Below are 17,942 nucleotides of genomic sequence, written 5' to 3'. Positions count from 1 at the left end.
TCCCCACCCGACCTAGGCCGGTTCCAGCGCGACCAGCGGCTGGTCGTACTCGACCGGCGCCGCGTCGTCGGCGAGCACCGCCGCCACCCGGCCGGCCCGGTCGGCCGTGACCTCGTTCATCAGCTTCATCGCCTCGACGATCCCGACCACCTGACCGGCCCGGACCAGGTCCCCGACCGCGACGAACGGCGCGGCGCCGGGTTCCGGCGCGCGGTAGAACGTGCCGACGATCGGCGACCGCACGACGGCACGGTCGGTCTCCTCGCCCGCCGACGCGGGCCCGGTGGGCGGGGAGGGTGCGCCGGGCGTCGGCTCCGCCGCCCCGTGCCACTCCACCTCCAGGGCGGTCTGCCCGCTGCTCAGCCGCACCCGGCGCACCGGACCGGCCAGCTCGGCGGCGAGGGCCCGGGCGTGCCGGCGCAGCCCCGCCAGCACGGCGTCGTCGGGCATCGTCTCGGCGCTCACCGGACGACCCCCACCGTCGCGCCCGCGCCGCCGGCCCGGGCCGCGCCGTACCGGCGGAACCGCTGCCGGCGGCGGCGTACCAGCGTCGCGGGCGGCACGTCGAGCAGCGGGGTCAGGTTCGCCAGCACCGCCCGGCGCAGCCGCTCCCCGGCCGCCTCCGGGTCCGCGTGGGCCGCCGGTTCCGGCTCCGCCACGACCTCGTCGGTGATGCCGAGCGCGCACAGGTCCGGCGCGGTCAGCCGCAGCGCCCGGGCGGCCAGCGGGGCCGCGGAGCTGTCCGGCCAGAGGATCGCGGCGCACCCCTCGGGGCTGATCACCGAGTAGACCGCGTGCTGGAGTATCAGCACCCGGTCGGCGACCGCGAGGGCCAGCGCCCCGCCGCTGCCGCCCTCACCGGTGACCACCGCGACCACCGGCACCGGCAGGCTGCTCAGGGTGAGGATGTTCTCGGCGATGGCCGCCGCCTGTCCCTGCTCCTCGGCGCGTATCCCGGGGTCGGCCCCGGGGGTGTCGACGAGGGTGACCACCGGCAGGCCCAGCCGGGCCGCGAGCCGCATCAGCCGCAGCGCCTTGCGGTGCCCGGCGGGGCTGGCCATCCCGAAGTTACGGGCGACGAGCTCGGCGGTGTTGTGCCCCTTCTGGTGCCCGATGACCATCACGTGCCGGTCGCCGAGCCGGGCCAGCCCGCCGACCACGGCCGGGCAGTCGGCGCCGAGCCGGTCGCCGTGCAGCTCGACGAAGCCGTCGAACGCGATGTCGAGGTAGTCCAGGGTGGTCGGCCGGCCCGGGTGACGGGCCGTCCGCACCGTGTCCCACGGGTCACGCGCACCCGCCCGGTCCCCGTCCCCGCGGCCGGTCGCCGTGCGGTCATCCCCGTCCCTGCGGCCCGCCGCCGCGCGGTCGCCCGCAGCGCCGCCCGGCCGGTCGGGCGGCGGGTCTCCCCCGGCGCGACCGTCCGGCGCGGCGCTCGTGGCACGGCCCGGCGGGGCGGCGAGCCCGGCGCGGCTGTGGCCGGCCGGCCCGGCGGCCGGCTGGCGGGGCATCAGTTGCCCGGCCTCCGGCCGGCACACCAACCGCCGGTCCGCCGCACGCCGGTCCGCACGGGCCGAGCGGGCCGCCGCGAGCAGCACCAGCAGCCGTGCCCGCAGGGACCGCCGCTGCACCACCATGTCGACCTGACCGTGCCGCAGCAGGAACTCGGCGGTCTGGAACCCCTCGGGCAGGTCGCGCCCGGTGACCTGGCGGATCACCCGGGGGCCGGCGAAGCCCATCCGCGCGCCGCTCTCGGCCAGCACCACGTCCGTGTTGGTGGCGAACGACGCCGCCACACCCCCGTACGTCGGGTCGGTCAGCACGCTCACCGTCAGCAGCCCCGCCTCGCGCAACGCCGCCACCGCCTGGCTCACCGTGGCCATCTGCATCAGCGACAGGGCACCCTCCTGCATCCGCGCCCCGCCCGAGGCGGTGACCAGCACCAGCGGGACGCCGTCGGTCAGCGCCCGCTCGGCGGTACGGGTGATCAACTCGCCGACCACGCAGCCGAGGCTGCCGCCGAGGAACCGGAAGTCCATCACCGCGAGCGCCACCGGGTGGCCCCCGATCGTGGCCGTGCCGCAGACCACCGCCTCGGGCAGTCCGGTGGCCGCCCGGGCCGCCACCAGCCGGTGCGGGTACGGCAACACATCGACGAAGCCGATCGGGTCCACGTCGTCCGGACGGTCCGGCAGCGCGGCGAAGGACGACGGGTCCACCAGCTGACGCAGCCGCTCCGGCGCGCCGAGCCGGACGTGCGAGCCGCACTCCGGGCAGACGTCCAGGTTGCGCCGCAGCCGCTTGCGGTAGAGCAGGGCCTCGCACCCGTCGCAGCGCGACCAGAGCTGCTCCCCTTGCCCGATGGTGGCGGTCACGGCCGCCGCCCGGCTGTCGGCTCCCAGCGGTGGCAGCAGCCCGCCCCCGGCCCCCGGCCCGGCTGCCCGGAATTCTCCGGGCGGACGTGGCGGTCGTACGGCCGGCACGGCGGCCGGTGACGGGACTCGGCCGGGCGCGGCAGCTCCGTCGCGCCGGGCCCGGTGAAGACCCCAGCGGCCGGGACCACCGGGGCGACAATCAGCGAACGATCCATGGACGTGCCTCCCTAGGGCGCGTGGCGGACGTGGCCTGGCCCGTTCGTCACGCGGGACGACTGCCGCCACGGTGCGCGTGCGGCCGTCACAGCGGCGTCACCACCAACCCCCGACCGGACACGACCTGCGGTGACGGTGCGTTGATGCAAGCTGTGAATAATCCATGCCGCACCTTTGAATCACCTGACGGTGACGACAAGTTTTCGCAGTTGGGAAGGTGTCAATCAGGTGACATGGCCCGCTCCACCGCAGACAGCATGTTGACTCACTGTAATCGCTGGGGTTAATCTCCGAGAGGGCCAGCCCGGTGGTCGCGGCGCTCGGTCCGGTGCCTTGTGGAGCCACCGGCGACAGTGGCGTCCCGGGCACGCCGCACCGGGACACGACAGTCCGGACGAGGTCCGGTGCAGGGGGTGCCGCCGTGACCGCTGATCCGCCCACGCCGACCACGTTGGACGGCCCCTCCCCACAGGTCTCGCTGCACCTGCTCGGCGGCTTCCGCCTGCTGCACGACGGAACCCCCGTCGTCGTCCCCCGCGGGCTGCAACGGGTCCTCGCGCTGATCGGGCTGCGCCCCGGCGCCACCCGCAGCCACCTCGCCGGCCTGCTGTGGCCCGAGGCGCCCGAGGAGCGCGCCCTGTCCTCCCTGCGGACCGCGCTCTGGCGGCTGCGCCAGGACCCGTGCTGCCCGCTGGTCACCACCGGCGACACCGCGCGCCTGCACCCCCACGTCCGGCTCGACGTCGACGAGCTGACCACCACCGCCGCCCGGGTACGCGACGGCGACGACCCGGGCACCACCAGCGCCGCCCGTACCGCCGGCCGACACGACCTGCTGCCCGGCTGGTACGAGGACTGGGTGCTGCTGGACCGGGAACGACTGCGCCAGTTGCGGTTGCACATGCTGGAACAGGTGGCCCGCAACCACATCGCGGCGGGCCGGCACGGCGAGGCCCTGGAGGCAGCGCTGGAGGCGATGGCGGCTGAACCGCTGCGCGAGACGCCGCACCGGCTGGTGGTCCGCATCCACCTCGCCGAGGGCAACGTGTTCGAGGCCGTGCACGCCTTCTACGCCTACCGCGACATGCTCCTGCGGGAGTTGCGCCTGGAACCGTCCCCGGCCATGTCCGCCCTGCTGCACGACACGCTGGCACCGATCCGGCGGGCCACCCGGCCGGCCGCGCCCGAGCCACGCCGCGAGCCGCTCCCCCGCACCGGCCCCCGCCCGCGCTGACCCGCGCCCACGCCCCGCCCGCACGGCCCACACCCGGTGTTGGCCGACTCGTTCTCGTTCCCGGCTGATCCCGCTCCCGCCGGCGGTCCCGTCACCATCGCCACACACACAGTGACGGTGACGTGACAGGGCGACCGGAAAGGTGGGCGGCAACGGTGCACGTGGTCACCCGACCTGATTCAGGAGCACCACCGGCGGGAGGGGTCCCATGAGTCGTCTACTAATCGTCAGCCGGATCATCCCCGGCGCGGAAGGGCGGGTGGCGCAGATCTTCGCCGAAGCCGACGCGACGGAACTACCGGGCCTCACCGGGGTCCGGCACCGCTCCCTCTACTGCCTGCACGACCTGTGCGTACACCTGATGGAGACCGAGGACGTCGACCCCGACGTCCTGGCCGAGGCGCGCAGCCACCCGTTGTACCTCCAGGTCAACGAGCGGCTCTCCGCGCACACCTCGCCATATCTGCCGACGTGGCGCTCACCGCGCGACGCGATGGCCGGCTGCTTCTACAGCTGGGACGCCACCTCGTCGGTCAGCACGACCGGCACGGTCGGCTGAGCCGGAGCCGGCCCCGTGTCAGCCAAGGCACCACACGTACTGGTCATCGGGGCCGGCACCGGCGGCCTGTGCCTGGCCCACGGGCTACGCCGGGCCGGTCTCGACGTCTCGGTGCACGAACGCCACACCACCCGCGCCGACGGCCTGCTCGGCTACCGCGTCGGCATCAGCCCCACCGGCAGCAGGGCGCTGCGCGAGTGCCTGCCGCCGGAACTGTTCGACACCTTCGTCGTCACCTGCGCCCGCGCCCCCCGCTACTTCAACGTCATCACCGAGCGGCTGCGCCAGACCGCGTCGTTCGAGCTGCGCCCGGACGCCCACCCGGTCGACACCGAACGCTCCGTCGCACGGATGACCCTGCGCCAGGTGCTGCTCACCGGCCTGGAGGACGTCGTCCACTTCGGCCGGACCTTCACCCGGTACGAACAACGCGACGACGGCACCGTCACCGCCCACTTCGCCGACGGCAGCAGCGCCACCGGCGACCTGCTGGTCGCCGCGGACGGCACGCACTCCGCGGTCCGCCGCCAGTACCTGCCGCACGCCGCCAGCCGGGACGCCGGCACGATCAACATCGCCACCCGGATCCCGCTGACCGACCACACGCGCGAGCTGATCCCGGAGCGGCTCCAGCAGGGCATCTCCCTGATCTTCGGCGCCGGTGGGATGATGGGCGTGCTGCACGTGATGGAGTTCAAGTGGGACCGCCACGGCGAGATCAAGCCCGGGGTCGCCGACGCCGACGCCGCACTGTTGCGCCGCTGGCCGGGCCTGCGCCACGACACCACCCGCGACAACATCAACCTCATCGTGTGGAGCACCGCCCGCCGGTTCCCCCCCGACATCATGCGGCGACGAGGCGGCGAACTGGTGGCGGTCGCCCAGGAACTCACCCGCGGCTGGCATCCGCAGCTACGCGAGCTGCTGGCCCGCTGCGACCCGGGCAGCGCCCTGCCGGTCAAGGTCTCCACCGCCGAGCCGGTCCCACCGTGGAAGAGCAGCACCGTCACCCTGATCGGCGACGCGATCCACAGCATGACCCCGGGCCGCGGGGTCGGCGCGAACACCGCCCTACGCGACGCCGCCCTGCTCAACCGCCAGATCAGGCTGGCGGCCTCCGGCGACAAGACCCTGGTGCAGGCCGTCGCCGACTACGAGGCCGCGATGATCCCGTACGGCTTCGCCCGGGTCGCCGACTCGTTGCGCAGCAGCGGCACCAGCGGCGACGACGCGCTGTACCGGCCGGTGATCGGCCGGCTCGCGCTGCTCGGGGCGCGCAGCTACTTCGGCGTCACCAGCCGGGTGCCCGCGCTGCGCCGCAGGTTCGTCGACGACTTCTACACCTACCGCGGCGAGGCCGACTGACCCAGCCCGCGCGGGCCCGGCACCGCAGGACGGTGCCGGGCCCGCGCTGTCCGGGTCCGTTCGCGTGCCCTCGGTGGACGGCGGGACCGGCGACGCGGCGGAGCGCGGACGCCCCGCCGCACCACGTTCAGTCACCCCGCCGCTACCCAGGGTGCGAAGCATCCCACCAGCGTTGGAAGCCCACGGTCCTCCCTGCCGCCGACACGGCGCGTGTGCGAAGCTGCGACGGATTTTTCTCGCGACTTTTCACCGACCACACTCAATAAGAGGGAGATTTGCCGTGCCGTCGACTTTCGGGCAATGGCTGATCGTGATCCTGGCTCTGCTGCTGGGCGCGGCGGCCGGATGGGTGCTACGCGGCCGGCAGGACGCGCCGGCCACCGTTGCGCCCATCGTGGAGGGCGACCCCGTCGCCGGGGTGGCCGTGGTGTCCGGCCCGACCGCCGAGGCCACCGTCGACACGCACCGGCCGGAGGCGATCGTGGCCCCGGCCGCGGCCCCGGCCGCCGTGGTCGACCCCCCCGCTCCGGAGACCGCCGAGGCGACCCGGCCGGGCGCGGTCCTCGCCGACAAGGACCCGACCGTCTTCGCCCCGGCCGACACCGCCACCACAGGGGTTCCCGCCGACGCCGAGCCCAGCCCGGCCCCCGCTCCTGCCACCGACCCGAGCTCGGTGGACGCGGTCACGACCGACATGCTCTCGGCCGACGCTACCCTCGACGACGGAACGCCGAAGGCCGAGCCGTTCGTCGACGAGGGCCGGACGGACGACGAGGCCAGCCCGGCCGCGCCAGAAACCCCGGCCCGCACCGAGGCCGCGCCTGTCGAGGCCGCCCACGCGGAGGCCGTCCCGGTCGAGGACGCCCCGGTCGAGGACGCCCCCGCGCAGGTGGCTCCGGTCGAGGCCACCCTCACCGAGCCCGCTCCCGTCGCGACCCCGGCGGCTGAGGATGCTCCGGTGCCGGCCACTGAGGAAGAGCAGGTCCCGGTTGCGGTCCCGGCAGTCGCCAAGCCGGTCGTTCCGGCCCCTCGGGCCGCCGCCGACGACGCCGAGCCGAGCCCGGCTGTTCCCGGCGACGCCGAGGCGGCCCCGGTTGTTCCCGGCGACGCCGAGTCGACTTCGGTTGTTCCCAGCGACGCCGAGGCGGCCGGAGTCGAGTCCCGGGACGGCGTCGGGGAGGCCAGCCCGTCGGCCCCGGACGCGGCCCCCGTCCCCACGCCGGCAGCCGGTTCCGCAACCGCCGACGACTTCCGGCGCATCCAGGGCATCGGACCGAAGATGGCCGCCGCGCTCCAGGACGCCGGCATCCGCACCTACCGGCAGCTCGCCGACCTGAACGAGGCCGCGCTGCGGGACACGATCCGCGCTGCCGGCCTCCGCGGGACGTCGAGCCTGGCCACCTGGCCCCAGCAGGCCATGGTGCTCGCGGGCGCCCCGGCTGAGGCCGACCGGATCCTCCCCGCACCGGTCGGCGCCGACGACCTGTCCTGACCGACGACGCCGGTCGGTGGCCCCGCGCGGGGCCACCGACCGGCGCGCGGCCGACCGTTCCTCGTCATCACGGCACTGCTGGTCGCCGGCACCATGTTCAGCCTCAGTCAGCCGTAGGCGGGGCAACCCGGCCGCATTCGGCTGACGGTCCACGCAGGCCCGGACGACGACGGTCGGTCCGGGCGTCCGGCGTTGTTCCCGGTCGGCCGGGCCGACCTGGGGCGCGGGGTTGTCCGCCCGGGGTATCACAGTTCCGCCCCGACGGCCTACCGGCCCTGCTCACCGCCGCCCTCGGGGCGCTTCCCGCCGGCGCTCGGGCAGCCGGGCAGCCCACCCGGGCTATGACTGAAATCGGACAACCGTCCCGCCCGCTCGGCCCGGACGCCGTTTAGCCGATCGCCGTGGATGGGTACAACGGGGCCACCTCGACCTACCACAACCCGGGAGGAAGCCATGCGGCGTGGCCCGTCGATTTTGGGAATCATCCTTGTCATCTGGCTCGTCATCGGCGCGATCGCCGCAGGCCAGCGTGGCTACTACAAGGGCGACGACACGAACTGCGCCGAGGCGGGCACCATCCTGGTGACCATCGTGGCCGGTCCGCTGAACTACATCGGCGCCAACCCGAAGGTCGACTGCGACCTTCCCGAGCCGTCCAAGTAAGACCCGCTCGCCACGGCCCGCGCCCCGCCCCGGGGGCGCGGGCCGTGGTATGCCCGCCCGCTCCGGTCCCGCCCTCGCGGAACGGGGGCCGAGGTGTCCCCCTGGTCGGGCGGGACACCTCGGCCAAAGCGTCCTAGGGGGCTAGCTCGAAGATCACCCTTGGCGTGACTTTCCCGAACGTTAGTCCTCAAGCGCCTTCACTCGCATCAAGGGCGGCCCTGTGCGCGGTCCGTCAGGGCCGGCCGGGGGCCGCTTGTCGTGCACGGTCCCCGGCCGGGGCTCACACGGTGAGGTGCTGCTTGGTGCCGGAGCCGTCGGAAGTTGCCTCGGGGGTGATGCCGTGCTGCTCTTCTTCGGGGCGGCCCTTCTTGGGCAGCAGGAAGGTGATCGCGAGGAAGACCACCAGCAGGCACGCCTGGACGATCAGCGCACGGTGGAAGCCGCCGGTGAAGTCACCGGTCTTGGCCTGGGCGAAGAACACCGAGCCGAAGACCGCGACGCCGATGGAACCGCCGACCGCCTGGACCGCCGACAGGACACCGGAGGCGGATCCGATCTCGTCGTCGTCGACCGCCGCCAGGATGAAGCTGAACAGGACGGCGATCACCATGCCGGCACCGACGCCCGCCACCGTCACGCCGGGAACGATGTCCCAGATCGAGAACGAGGCGGCATCAAGGCCGTCGAGCTCGAACCACAGCACGGCCGCGCCGGCCAGCTGGACCAGCGGTCCGATCTGCAGCACCTTGCGGCCGATCTTGTCCGCTAGGAACGCGCCGCTGACCGCGCCGCCGATCGCAGTTCCCACCGCGAGGGGCAGGTTGCCCAGTCCCGCCTCACCGGCGGCGAAGTGCTGGCCGATCTGGAGGAACAGGGTCAGCACGAGCTGGGTGCCGATGAGCCCGCCGAAGAACAGGGCGATGCCGCCGAGCCCGACGGTGAAGGCCGGCTTGCGCAGCAGGCCCGGGGTCACCAGCGGCTCGCGGCCTGCGGCGGCCATGCGGCGCTGCTGGAGGGCGAAGAGAGCGAAACCGATCACCGAGGCGGCCATGGACAGCCACGTCCACAGCGGCCAGCCGTTCTCCTGCCCCTGGTTCAGCGGCAGCACCAGCAGAGCGCAGGAGATCACGACCAGGGCGGCACCGGCCATGTCGACCTGTACCGTGTGGTCGCCCGCCTTCTTGGGCACGAACTTCGCGGCGACGATCAGTGCCGCGATGCCGATGGGCAGGTTGATCAGGAATACCGACCGCCAGCCCAGGCCGAAGAAGTCACCCTCGATGAGGAAGCCGCCCAGGACCGGGCCGATGATGCCGCCCAGACCGAGGACGGGTCCGAAGATCGCGAAGACCTTGGTGAGCTCGGGGCCGGAGAAGTTCTCCCGCAGCAGACCCAGGCCCTGGGGCAGCAGCATCGCTCCGGCGGTGCCCTGTAGCAGGCGCAAGGCGATCAGCGACTCGATGTTCGGCGCGACCGCGCACAGCAGCGAGGTCGCGGTGAAGGCCGCAAGGCCGATCAGGAACATCCGGCGCCGGCCGTAGCGGTCGCCGAGCCGGCCGCCGAGCACAAGCCCGGCGCCCAGGGTGAGGGCGTAGCCGCCGATCACCCATTGCAGTCCGACGGACCCGGCACCGAGGGACTGCTCCAAGTCCGGTCCGGCGACGTTGACGATCGAGGCGTCCAGGAGATCCATGATCTCCGCGACGATCATCACTGCCAGGATCAGCCATCGCCACCGGTAGGGCTCGGTCGTCTCGTCGAGGGTGGGGGACGGGTCACGCACGTCAGACGCCTCCATGGTGAAATAGTTCCATCATAAAGGTAAAGTGGCGGCGGGTAGGTTGTCAAAGCGGGATGGCCGTGCGGACCGCGTGACAGGAGAGAAGGGCGGAGGCATGGAGGAAGCAGTACGCAACGGTGTCCCGGAGCAGCGTGAACGGCTGATGGAGTCGCTGAGGATCTACGGCGGCCACTATGCCGAGCTCAGCCGGCGCTTCGCCGCCTGGCTGGGCCTGCACTCCACGGATGCGACCGCGGTCCTGGAGATCGCCGCCGCCGAGGAGCGCGGCACCCCCCTGTCACCGGCGCGGCTGAGCGAGCGAATCTCCCTGTCCACGCCGGCCACCACCGCACTGCTGAACCGTCTCGAATCGGCCGGGCACATCACCCGCGCCCGCGAGCACTCCGACCGGCGCATCATCACGCTGCGCAGCGGCGGGCACATCCAGGAACGGGCGGACGAGTTCTTCGGCCCGCTCGCCCACCGCCTCGACGCCGCAATGTCACCCTATCCGCCCCAGTTCCTGGAACAGGTCGAAGCGTTCATGGCCGACCTGAACACCACCATGGACAGCCACCTCACGGAACAGGACCCGGTGCCACCACGCTCCCTCCGCACCCCCTGATGGACGAACTCCCTGACCGGCTTACTCCCCGCCGCCCAGCCAGCTTCCCCTCACCCGCTCATCCTCTTGGGGCCCCGGTGAGGGCGAGGCGCCGGCATGAGTGTGGTCCGGGAAGCCCCGAAGCCGCGCCGGTTCCTCCGCCGAGAACACATCCTGGGTCGCCACGAACCCACCACCTGGGCATCGACCATCACCAAACGGACGGGACGCTATAGCTCGTTGCAGAGCTTGATCAACCCTCAGTTCCTAGCGAGTTGTTTTTGGGCTGGAAACTGCGGACGGGCCGTTAGGACAAACCGGTCTGCTCCCAACTCCGCACGGGCAGCCGGCCGGCCACCTGAAGCACGAGCATGGTGGAGAAGATGGCGGCCGCCGTGCCGAGGGCCCAGACCACTGCGAGGCCGATCCGGGGTGCCACCTCGACGCCGTCACGGAGAAAGACGTACCCGATGGTCCAGCCCAGTGCGAACACGCTCGTCGCAACGAAGGTGAGCAGCAGCGGCAGGGCAGAACCCAGGAAATGTGGACTGCGTGGCTGCCGCTGTCGAAGCCACACTTCCCAGCCAAGGCCGCCCGGAACACGCCCGCTGAGCTCATCCGTGATGTACTCGGCTATCCGCAGCGTGCCGAAGTTCTGGGCGACCAAGCGCCCACACAGCAGGTACGACGTGAACGGCATGATCAGCAGGAGAGCGGTCATCCCGGGGCGGGAGATGGCGAAACCAAAGATCGCTGCGGAGACGGTGAGCTGCAAGGGGAGCAATTGCTGCTGCGCCTTGACGCGCTCCTGAATCTCCTGCCGAAGCGCGGAGAACTCAGCGAGTGGGCCCTCGTGTCCGTCATTTGCTGCCACTGTCAGCTGGCCATCGACCAGCGTGGGGTCCGATCGCATGCCCGTGACGGTATGACCCGACCGCCACCGTGAAAACCAGCAGGCCACGCAAGGCAACCGGACTCCGTTCGACACCTGGAGACAAAGCTCGACGCGATGCTCGGCCCGAACGACGAGGACGGCCTTTCGACAGATTCGGAGGGAACGACCCTGGCGGCCTGTCAGGAGCGCGTGCTGGAACTGCTCGGAACTGTCCGACGGGACAGGGCGGCCGTGCCACACGGTGGTTCTCCGACGGCGGTTCGCCGCCCCGCCGTCAGCCGCCGACGTGGATGCCCGGACGGCGGGACGGGTCCGGCTCGGACTTGCGGATGATCTCCCGCACCACGGGCGGGGTGTCGCCCCGGCCGAGGATCAGGTACCGCAGCAGGTGGGCGATGGGATTGCCCTCGGACCACTCGAAGTGGGCGTGCGGGCGTACCCCGGTGGCGTCGCGCAACGCGAGCAGGATCGCGGCGATCGCGTTCGGCACGGCCGGGCTCGCCGCCCGCAGCACCCGGAACCCGCCGGCCTCCACGCCGCGCACCCGCAACACCCGGCTGAACTCCGACGGGTCGACCACGTCGATCTCCAGAAACAGCACGTCGGCGGCACCCGGGACCGGGTTCATACCACGCTGTGCGCGCTCCTTGACCCGGTACTCCTCGACCGTGCCGCTGTCACGCTTGTTGGCGATCAGGTGCAACCGGCCGTCGTGGGCCAGGGACTCGGCGACGAACCGGCGGGCGTCGTCGTCGAACTCGATCCGCTCGGCACGCAGCTCGGTGGTGCGGGTGACCCGGGAGATCAGCGAGACGGCGATGATGCCGGCCACGAACATGCCGGAGATGGCGATCCCGTCCGGCTTCTCGATCACGTTCTCGGCCAGGGCGTAGAGCAGCACCGCCGTGAGCACGGCGAAGCCGGCCGCGGCGGACCGCTGGCGGGCGGTGACCGCCGAGGCGGTCACCGCCACCGCGCCGGAGACCATCATCGCCAGGATGCCGGTGGCGTACGCGCCGGCCTGGGCGGTGACGTCGGCGCGGAAGGCGACGGTGATGGCGATGCTGATCAGCGTGTAGACGATCACCACCGGGCGCACCGCCCGCCCCCACTCCGGGGCCATCCCGTACGTGGGCAGGTAGCGCGGCACGATGTTGATCAGACCGGCCATCGCGGAGGCGCCGGCGAACCAGAGGATCAGCACGCTGCTGACGTCGTAGACGGTGCCGAACCCCTCGCCGAGGCGCTCGTGGGCCAGCCAGGCCAGCGCCCGGCCGTTGGCCGCGCCGCCCGGCTGGAACTCCCGCGCCGGGATCAGCACGGTGGTGACGAAGGTGGTGCCGACCAGGTACACCGACATGATCAGCGCGGCGGTGGTGAGCAGCCGGCGGGTGTTGCGGATCCGAGCGGCCAGCCGTCCGGCGGCGTCCGGGCCGTTCCCGCGCACCAGCGGCATCATGCTCACCCCGGTCTCGAAGCCGGAGAGCCCCAGCACCAGCAGCGGGAAGGCCAGCGCCGCCGGGCCGACCACGTCGGCGATCCCGGTGCCGCCGGCGGTCAGCGCGGCGGACCAGTCGCCCACCGTGCCCGGGTCGGCGGCGATCTGCGCCAGCCCCGCCGCCACGATCACCGCGTTCAGTGCGAGGAAGACCGCGACCAGCGGGATGGCCACGGTCACCGCCTCGCTGAACCCCATCAGGAACACCCCGCCCAGCACGAGCAGCAGCACCACGGTCACCGCCACCGCCACGAGTTCGCCGTGCGGGGAGGACGACGGCAGGTACGGGTTCTCCAGCAGGTGGACGGTGGCGTCGGCGGCCGACAGGGTGATCGTGATGATCCACGAGGTGGCGACGAAGCCGAGCAGGACGAGGACGAAGATCTTGCCGCGCCAGAACGGCAGCAGCCGCTCCAGCATCGCCACCGAGCCCTGCCCGTGCGGGCTCTCCCCGGCGACCCGCCGGTACATCGGCAGCATCCCGAACAGGGTCAGCGCCACGATCAGCAGCGTCGCCAGCGGGGACAGCGCCCCGGCGGCGAGCGCGGCGATGCCGGGGAGGTACGACAGGGTGGAGAAGTAGTCCACCCCGGTCAGGCACATCACCTGCCACCAGGGGTGGGTCTTCGCCTGCGCCTCCCCGGCCTCCGGCCCGACCGGCTGCACCCGGTGCTGGAACAGCCAGCGGCGCAGCCGGCCCACGGGCTCGTCCCGGGGGCCGGGACGCTCGACGCACTCCGGGATCGCCGCCGGGCCGGGGCCGCCGCGTCCGCCCAGGCGCGGGTCGCGGGCGGCCCGCTCGGCCGGGCTCGGATCCTCGGTAGGCCGCTCCTCCGGGCCCGGGTCCCGCGAGACCCGCACCCGCCGCTCCCGGGGCCGCCTCGGCCGCGCACCGTCCCGCCGCTCCGCCATGCCACGCCACCCCTTCACGCCCTGCTCCGACGGTAGGCGGTGCCGACGGCGTCGCCCGCCGGAACGGTGAGGAAGGCCGGCGGAATGGGCGCCGGACCCGGCAGGGGTACCGAGACCGGCGAAGCGGGCCACGCGACGACGGGGCAGGCGGTGACGGGCCACGCGGCGACGGCCACGCGGCGACGGGGCAGGCGGCGACGGGCCACGCGGCGACGGGGCAGGCGGTGACGGGCCACGCGGCGACGGGGCAGGCGGTGACGGGCCACGCGGCGACGGGGCAGGCGGTGACGGGGAGCAGCGCGGGAAGCAGGGGTGGCGCGGTGGCTCGGTGGCGGTAGGTGAGCTCGGCCCGGCGGGGGTGGCGCGCGCGAGGCTCAGCTCAGCGCGGCCGACCAGGCGTCCCGGTGCGCGTCCAGGGTCGCCGATCGTCATCCGGCCGTCCTGCCCGAGACAGGGGGATGCCCCCGCGCTCCCCCCGGTAGCGCGGGGACCCCCCGTCCCGGCTCACTGCAGGAACGCCCCGAGGGGCGACAGCAGCAGCCGGCCGAGCGCGGCGGCGTTGTCGTCCAGCCGTTCGCGCTCACACTCGCGGGCATCCGGATCGTGCCGGCAGCGCCAGATCTTCTGCGCGTTGCGCCAGGCCACGTTCCGGGTGTACTCCACCAGCTCGCCCTGGTACCAGTCGTCGATGTCACCGTTGAGCATGTCGATCATGAGCTGCCAGTTGTCCAGGTAGCCGCGGCGCAGCTCCGGGATCCGCTCCGCGAAGATCTGATTGATCTCCAGGTAGTCGTGGTGCTGGTCGCTGCCGTCGACCGGCTCGGACTCCAGGCTGTCGAACGTGGTCACCAACGCGAACGGCAGGTCGTAGTTGATGTGCGCGTTCACCCCGGCCGCGGCCGAGGGGAGCGGCCGGGCGTCCGGGCCACGCATCCGCCGGAACAGGCACGACCAGGCCCGCGGCGTGACCGGGCTCGACTCGGTCCAGTAGCGCAGCGCGTCGAAGTAGCGGGCGGCGAACTCCACGTCGAGCCGGGCCAGGAAGACCGGGTCGGCGAAGCGATCGTCGTACAGGCCGTTGAGCACGCTGGTGGTGATGGTCAGGTAGAGCTCGTTGAAGTCCGCCAGGGGGCAGCTGCGCTCCAGCGGAGGCAGCCGGACCAGCATGTCCTGGAGCTTGGTGAGGTGGTCGACCACCGCAGGCACGTCCGCCGGGTGGTCGGCCAGCAGGCCGACGATGTCCTGGTGAACAGGGCCCCAGACCGGTTCGCGCATTGCTCCTCCACTGTGGTCCGAGGCACCCCCGTGCCGCCGTCATCTGAGCACAGCCTTCCAGCCACGGGCCGTGCGGCGGATCAGTAGAACGACGTATAAGCAGCCGACCGACGTACGTCGGCGCCTACTCGGAACGGTTACGCAGGAAGATCGCGCTGGCCTGCACCCGGGTGCGGACCTGAAGCTTGTCGAAGATGTGCGAGACGTGCACGCCGATGGTCCGCTCGCTGATGAACAGCCGCTGGCCGATCTCCTTGTTGGTCAGCCCCTCCGCCACCGCGGCGAGCACCTCACGCTCCCGGGCGGTGAGCATCGCCAGCTCGTCGCTGGCCGGCTCGGCGCCGGCCGGGGGCCGGCCCTCGACCGGCGCGCCGTGCTCCTCCAGCTGCACCCGGGCCCGGCCGGCCAGGGTACGGATCTCGGTGCTCAGCGGCACCGCGCCGAGCTGCTGCGCCACCTGGTACGCCTCGCGCAGCAGCTTGCCGGCGGTCGCCGTGCGGCTGCGCCGGGCCAGCAGCGCTTCGGCCTGCCGCAGCCGCGAGTACGCCGCCGGGTACGGGTGGTGGCGCCGCTCCCACTCGCTCACCGAGCGCGCCCACAGCTCGGGGTCGCTGCTCCCGTCGAGGCGGCTGAGCTCGGCGTCGCACAGTGCCAGGAAGCCGTCGACCACCTCCCGCACGGAGCGGACGGCGTGCTCGCTCTTGCGGGCCACCCGCTCGGCCACCTCGCGCAGCCGGCGTACCGCCGTCCGGTCGACCGGCACCGTGCGGGACCCGTACGCCTCGGCCTCGGCCCGCAGCCCGTGCCAGACCAGCGCGGCGAGGATGCCCACGTCGTCGGAACGGCTCTCGGTCAGCCCTCGCTGCACCGCCTGGCGGGCCAGGTCGTGCCGGCCCTGCCACATCGCCAGGCCGGCGCGCAGGGTGAGCAGCGGGAGGACGTGCCGGGCGCCGCCGCCTGCCAGCACCGTGGCGACGGCCTCCAGGTCCCGGTCGGCGGCCTCGATGTCGCCGTAACCCACCGAGAGGCGGCAGCGGGCCAGCAGCAGTTCCACGGCGTCCGCGCCGGAGGGGCGGTGCCGCAGCGCCGCCGCGACCACCTTCTCCGCCTCGGCCCACTGCCCCACCCGGAACAGCCCGTTGGTGGCGATGGCCAGCAGCCGGGTCTCGTAGGTGCGGCCCAGCCCCAACTCGGCGACCCGCTCGGCGCCCCGGCGGGCCACCACGACACCCTCCTCCAGGATGTTCAGCGGCCCGGTGAGCAGCTCCGCCAGGTGCAGGTAGGCGCACGCCACATCCTCGGGCCGCCCGGCCCGCTCGGCGGTGTCCAGGGCCTCCCGCATGACCGCCAGCCCGGTGTCCGGGTCCTCCAGGTACGCCTCGCTGAACCCCAGCGCCATGCTGGCCAGGACGACCTCGGAGACGGACCCGTCCACCTCGGCGGCCAGCGCCAGGGCCTCCCGGGCCCGGTCGCCGGCGTCGGCGTACCGGCCCAGGTGCAGCAACAGCTCGGCCAGGTGCGCGGCTGCGGTGGCCCGCTCCCGGGAGGTGCAGTCGGCCGCCGCGAGGGCCCGCCGGTACTCCGCCTCCGCAGGGGCGGACCGGCCGGCGGCGGCCAGGTACCGGGCCCGCCGGATGTGCAGCGCGCAGGCCGGGGCAGCGCCGTCGGCGGTGGTGGTGGCCAGTTCCTCGAGCAGGGCCAGCGCCCGGGCGTGCTCGCCGCAGTGGTGCGCCGCCTCGGCGGCGTGCCGCAGCAGGTCCGCGCGGTCGACGACGCCACCGTCCGGCGGGGACATCCCGGTGGGCTGGACGCCGGCCAGCTGGAGGGCCACCGTCCAGTGCCGGTGGGCCTCGGCGTAGCCGTGCAGCCGCTCGGCCTCCTCGGCGGCGGACACCGCTGCCGGCAGAGCGCGGGCGGGCTCGCCGGCCAGCCGCCAGTGGTGTGCCAGCCGGGCCTGGTGCAGCTCCGCCGGGGCCGCGGTCAGCGCCTCCGCGTACCGGCGGTGCAGGGCCGACCGCTCGGCGGGCAGCAGCTCATGGGCGAGCACCTCGGCGACGAGCCGGTGCCGCAGCCGGTACCCGTCGCCGTCGCTGACCAGCAGCCGGTGCGCCACCGCGGCCCGGACCGCGTCGATCAGCTCCTGCTCCGGCAGCCGGGTCACCTCGGCCAGCAGCCAGTGCGCCACCGGCTCCACCCCGGCCGCCACCGCGTGCACCACCGCGTGCGCGGGCTCGGGCAGTGCGTTCACCCGGGCCAGGAACACCTCCCGCACGGTGTCCGACAACCCGTCCCGGCCGTCACGCAGGTCCCGCGCCAGTTCCTCGACCACGAACGGGTTTCCGCCGCTGCGCTGCCACACCGACTCCGCCGTCTCCACGCCCAACGGCCCGCCCACGATCTCCGCCGCCAAACGCTGGGTGTCCGCCCGGTCCAGCGGGGCCAGGTCGAGCACCCGCACCGACCGCAGCCGGCGCAGCTCGGTGAGCACCCGGCGCAGCGGGTGCGCGCCCTGCAACGACTCGGACCGCACCGCCGCCAGCACCGACAGTTGCAGGTCGCCCAGGCCGGCGAGCAGGTAGAGCAGCAGCTGCCGGGTGCTCCGGTCGACCCACTGCAGGTCGTCGAGCACGAGCACCAGCGGCCGGCCCTGGGCCACCAGGTTCAGCCCCCGGGAGACCCGCTCCAGCAGGGCCCCCGCGCCGTCCGGGCCGCCGGTCTCCTCGGCGAACATCCGCAACAGCCCGCGAACCGCCGACGAGGTGCGGGCGTGCGAGGCGGTCAGGTCCGCGTCGAACCGGCGCAACGCCTGCAACAGGGGGTGCAGCGGGGAGGCGTCCCCGATGTCGAGGCACCCGCCGGTGAGCACCAGCGCGCCGGCCGCGCGCAGCCCGTCGCCCACCTCACGCAGCAGCCGGGTCTTGCCCACCCCGCTCTCGCCCGTGAGGAAGACCGCCGCCGTCTGTCCCGGCCCGACGTCGTCGAGCAGCGCGGACCGCAGCGTCGCCACCTGGCCGGCACGGCCGACGAGCGGTGCGGTGTCCACATCGCTGGCCATGGCTCGCAGCCTAGTCACAGGT

12 protein-coding genes and 1 pseudogene are annotated in these 17,942 nt (G+C 73.4%); 6 read left to right on the top strand and 7 right to left on the bottom strand.

Annotated elements, in window-relative coordinates:
- Positions 1-12: 12 nt before the first annotated feature.
- Positions 13-432 (bottom strand): annotated as a pseudogene (accB, locus tag ACH4T9_RS15495) (acetyl-CoA carboxylase biotin carboxyl carrier protein); the annotation flags it as partial.
- 29 nt (positions 433-461) lie between these two features.
- Positions 462-2,372 carry an acetyl-CoA carboxylase carboxyltransferase subunit alpha gene (locus ACH4T9_RS15490; RefSeq protein WP_396672743.1) on the bottom strand — a complete coding sequence of 637 codons (1,911 nt, stop codon included), beginning with the start codon at positions 2,370-2,372 and terminating at the stop codon, positions 462-464.
- Positions 2,373-3,009: 637 nt separating this feature from the next.
- On the opposite strand from ACH4T9_RS15490, the gene ACH4T9_RS15485 reads away from it, so the two are divergent.
- From ACH4T9_RS15485 to ACH4T9_RS15465, 5 genes are all read left to right on the top strand, one after another.
- Positions 3,010-3,822 carry a BTAD domain-containing putative transcriptional regulator gene (locus ACH4T9_RS15485; protein WP_396672744.1) on the top strand — a complete coding sequence of 271 codons (813 nt, stop codon included), beginning with the start codon at positions 3,010-3,012 and terminating at the stop codon, positions 3,820-3,822.
- Between the two features lie 208 nt (positions 3,823-4,030).
- Positions 4,031-4,381 carry a TcmI family type II polyketide cyclase gene (locus ACH4T9_RS15480; RefSeq protein WP_396672745.1) on the top strand — a complete coding sequence of 117 codons (351 nt, stop codon included), beginning with the start codon at positions 4,031-4,033 and terminating at the stop codon, positions 4,379-4,381.
- A gap of 15 nt (positions 4,382-4,396) precedes the next feature.
- Entirely contained in the window at positions 4,397-5,746 is a 1,350-nt protein-coding gene (locus ACH4T9_RS15475; protein WP_396672746.1) for an FAD-dependent oxidoreductase, read from the top strand.
- A gap of 280 nt (positions 5,747-6,026) precedes the next feature.
- Positions 6,027-7,238, top strand: coding sequence for a hypothetical protein (locus tag ACH4T9_RS15470; RefSeq protein WP_396672747.1), 1,212 nt, complete (start codon positions 6,027-6,029; stop codon positions 7,236-7,238).
- Between the two features lie 453 nt (positions 7,239-7,691).
- Positions 7,692-7,901, top strand: a complete 210-nt coding sequence (locus ACH4T9_RS15465; protein WP_350888920.1) for a hypothetical protein — start codon at positions 7,692-7,694, stop codon at positions 7,899-7,901.
- Positions 7,902-8,181: 280 nt separating this feature from the next.
- Here ACH4T9_RS15465 and ACH4T9_RS15460 read toward each other — a convergent pair whose 3' ends face one another.
- Positions 8,182-9,699 carry an MFS transporter gene (locus tag ACH4T9_RS15460; RefSeq protein WP_396672748.1) on the bottom strand — a complete coding sequence of 506 codons (1,518 nt, stop codon included), beginning with the start codon at positions 9,697-9,699 and terminating at the stop codon, positions 8,182-8,184.
- A gap of 97 nt (positions 9,700-9,796) precedes the next feature.
- On the opposite strand from ACH4T9_RS15460, the gene ACH4T9_RS15455 reads away from it, so the two are divergent.
- Complete coding sequence (locus ACH4T9_RS15455; RefSeq protein WP_396672749.1) at positions 9,797-10,306, top strand: MarR family winged helix-turn-helix transcriptional regulator; 510 nt, start codon at positions 9,797-9,799, stop codon at positions 10,304-10,306.
- A 286-nt stretch (positions 10,307-10,592) separates the two neighbouring features.
- On the opposite strand, the gene ACH4T9_RS15450 is transcribed toward ACH4T9_RS15455, so the two are convergent.
- The 4 genes from ACH4T9_RS15450 to ACH4T9_RS15435 form a co-directional block, all read right to left on the bottom strand.
- Positions 10,593-11,198 (bottom strand): hypothetical protein, encoded by a 606-nt coding sequence (locus ACH4T9_RS15450; protein WP_396672750.1) that lies wholly within the window; start codon positions 11,196-11,198, stop codon positions 10,593-10,595.
- Between the two features lie 256 nt (positions 11,199-11,454).
- Complete coding sequence (locus tag ACH4T9_RS15445) at positions 11,455-13,590, bottom strand: amino acid transporter (protein WP_396672751.1); 2,136 nt, start codon at positions 13,588-13,590, stop codon at positions 11,455-11,457.
- A 504-nt stretch (positions 13,591-14,094) separates the two neighbouring features.
- The gene (locus tag ACH4T9_RS15440; RefSeq protein ID WP_396672752.1) at positions 14,095-14,865 is read right to left on the bottom strand and encodes a DUF5995 family protein; all 771 of its coding nucleotides are present in this window, start codon (positions 14,863-14,865) and stop codon (positions 14,095-14,097) included.
- Between the two features lie 124 nt (positions 14,866-14,989).
- Positions 14,990-17,920, bottom strand: a complete 2,931-nt coding sequence (locus ACH4T9_RS15435) for a helix-turn-helix transcriptional regulator (RefSeq protein WP_396672753.1) — start codon at positions 17,918-17,920, stop codon at positions 14,990-14,992.
- Between the last annotated feature and the right edge of the window lie 22 nt (positions 17,921-17,942).

It is taken from the genome of Micromonospora sp. NPDC020750 (genome assembly GCF_044334565.1).
Taxonomy (GTDB): domain Bacteria; phylum Actinomycetota; class Actinomycetes; order Mycobacteriales; family Micromonosporaceae; genus Micromonospora.
Note: the sequence above shows the minus strand (reverse complement) of the source record. Positions and strands in the feature narration are given on the sequence as shown.

Excerpts from the sequence above, each read along its gene's own strand:
- ACH4T9_RS15480 (WP_396672745.1), top strand. The coding sequence starts at position 4,031 with ATGAGTCGTCTACTAATCGTCAGCCGGATCATCCCCGGCGCGGAAGGG.
- ACH4T9_RS15465 (WP_350888920.1), top strand. The coding sequence starts at position 7,692 with ATGCGGCGTGGCCCGTCGATTTTGGGAATCATCCTTGTCATCTGGCTC.
- ACH4T9_RS15460 (WP_396672748.1), bottom strand. The coding sequence starts at position 9,699 with ATGGAGGCGTCTGACGTGCGTGACCCGTCCCCCACCCTCGACGAGACG.
- ACH4T9_RS15455 (WP_396672749.1), top strand. The coding sequence starts at position 9,797 with ATGGAGGAAGCAGTACGCAACGGTGTCCCGGAGCAGCGTGAACGGCTG.
- ACH4T9_RS15450 (WP_396672750.1), bottom strand. The coding sequence starts at position 11,198 with ATGCGATCGGACCCCACGCTGGTCGATGGCCAGCTGACAGTGGCAGCA.
- ACH4T9_RS15445 (WP_396672751.1), bottom strand. The coding sequence starts at position 13,590 with ATGGCGGAGCGGCGGGACGGTGCGCGGCCGAGGCGGCCCCGGGAGCGG.
- ACH4T9_RS15440 (WP_396672752.1), bottom strand. The coding sequence starts at position 14,865 with ATGCGCGAACCGGTCTGGGGCCCTGTTCACCAGGACATCGTCGGCCTG.
- ACH4T9_RS15435 (WP_396672753.1), bottom strand. The coding sequence starts at position 17,920 with ATGGCCAGCGATGTGGACACCGCACCGCTCGTCGGCCGTGCCGGCCAG.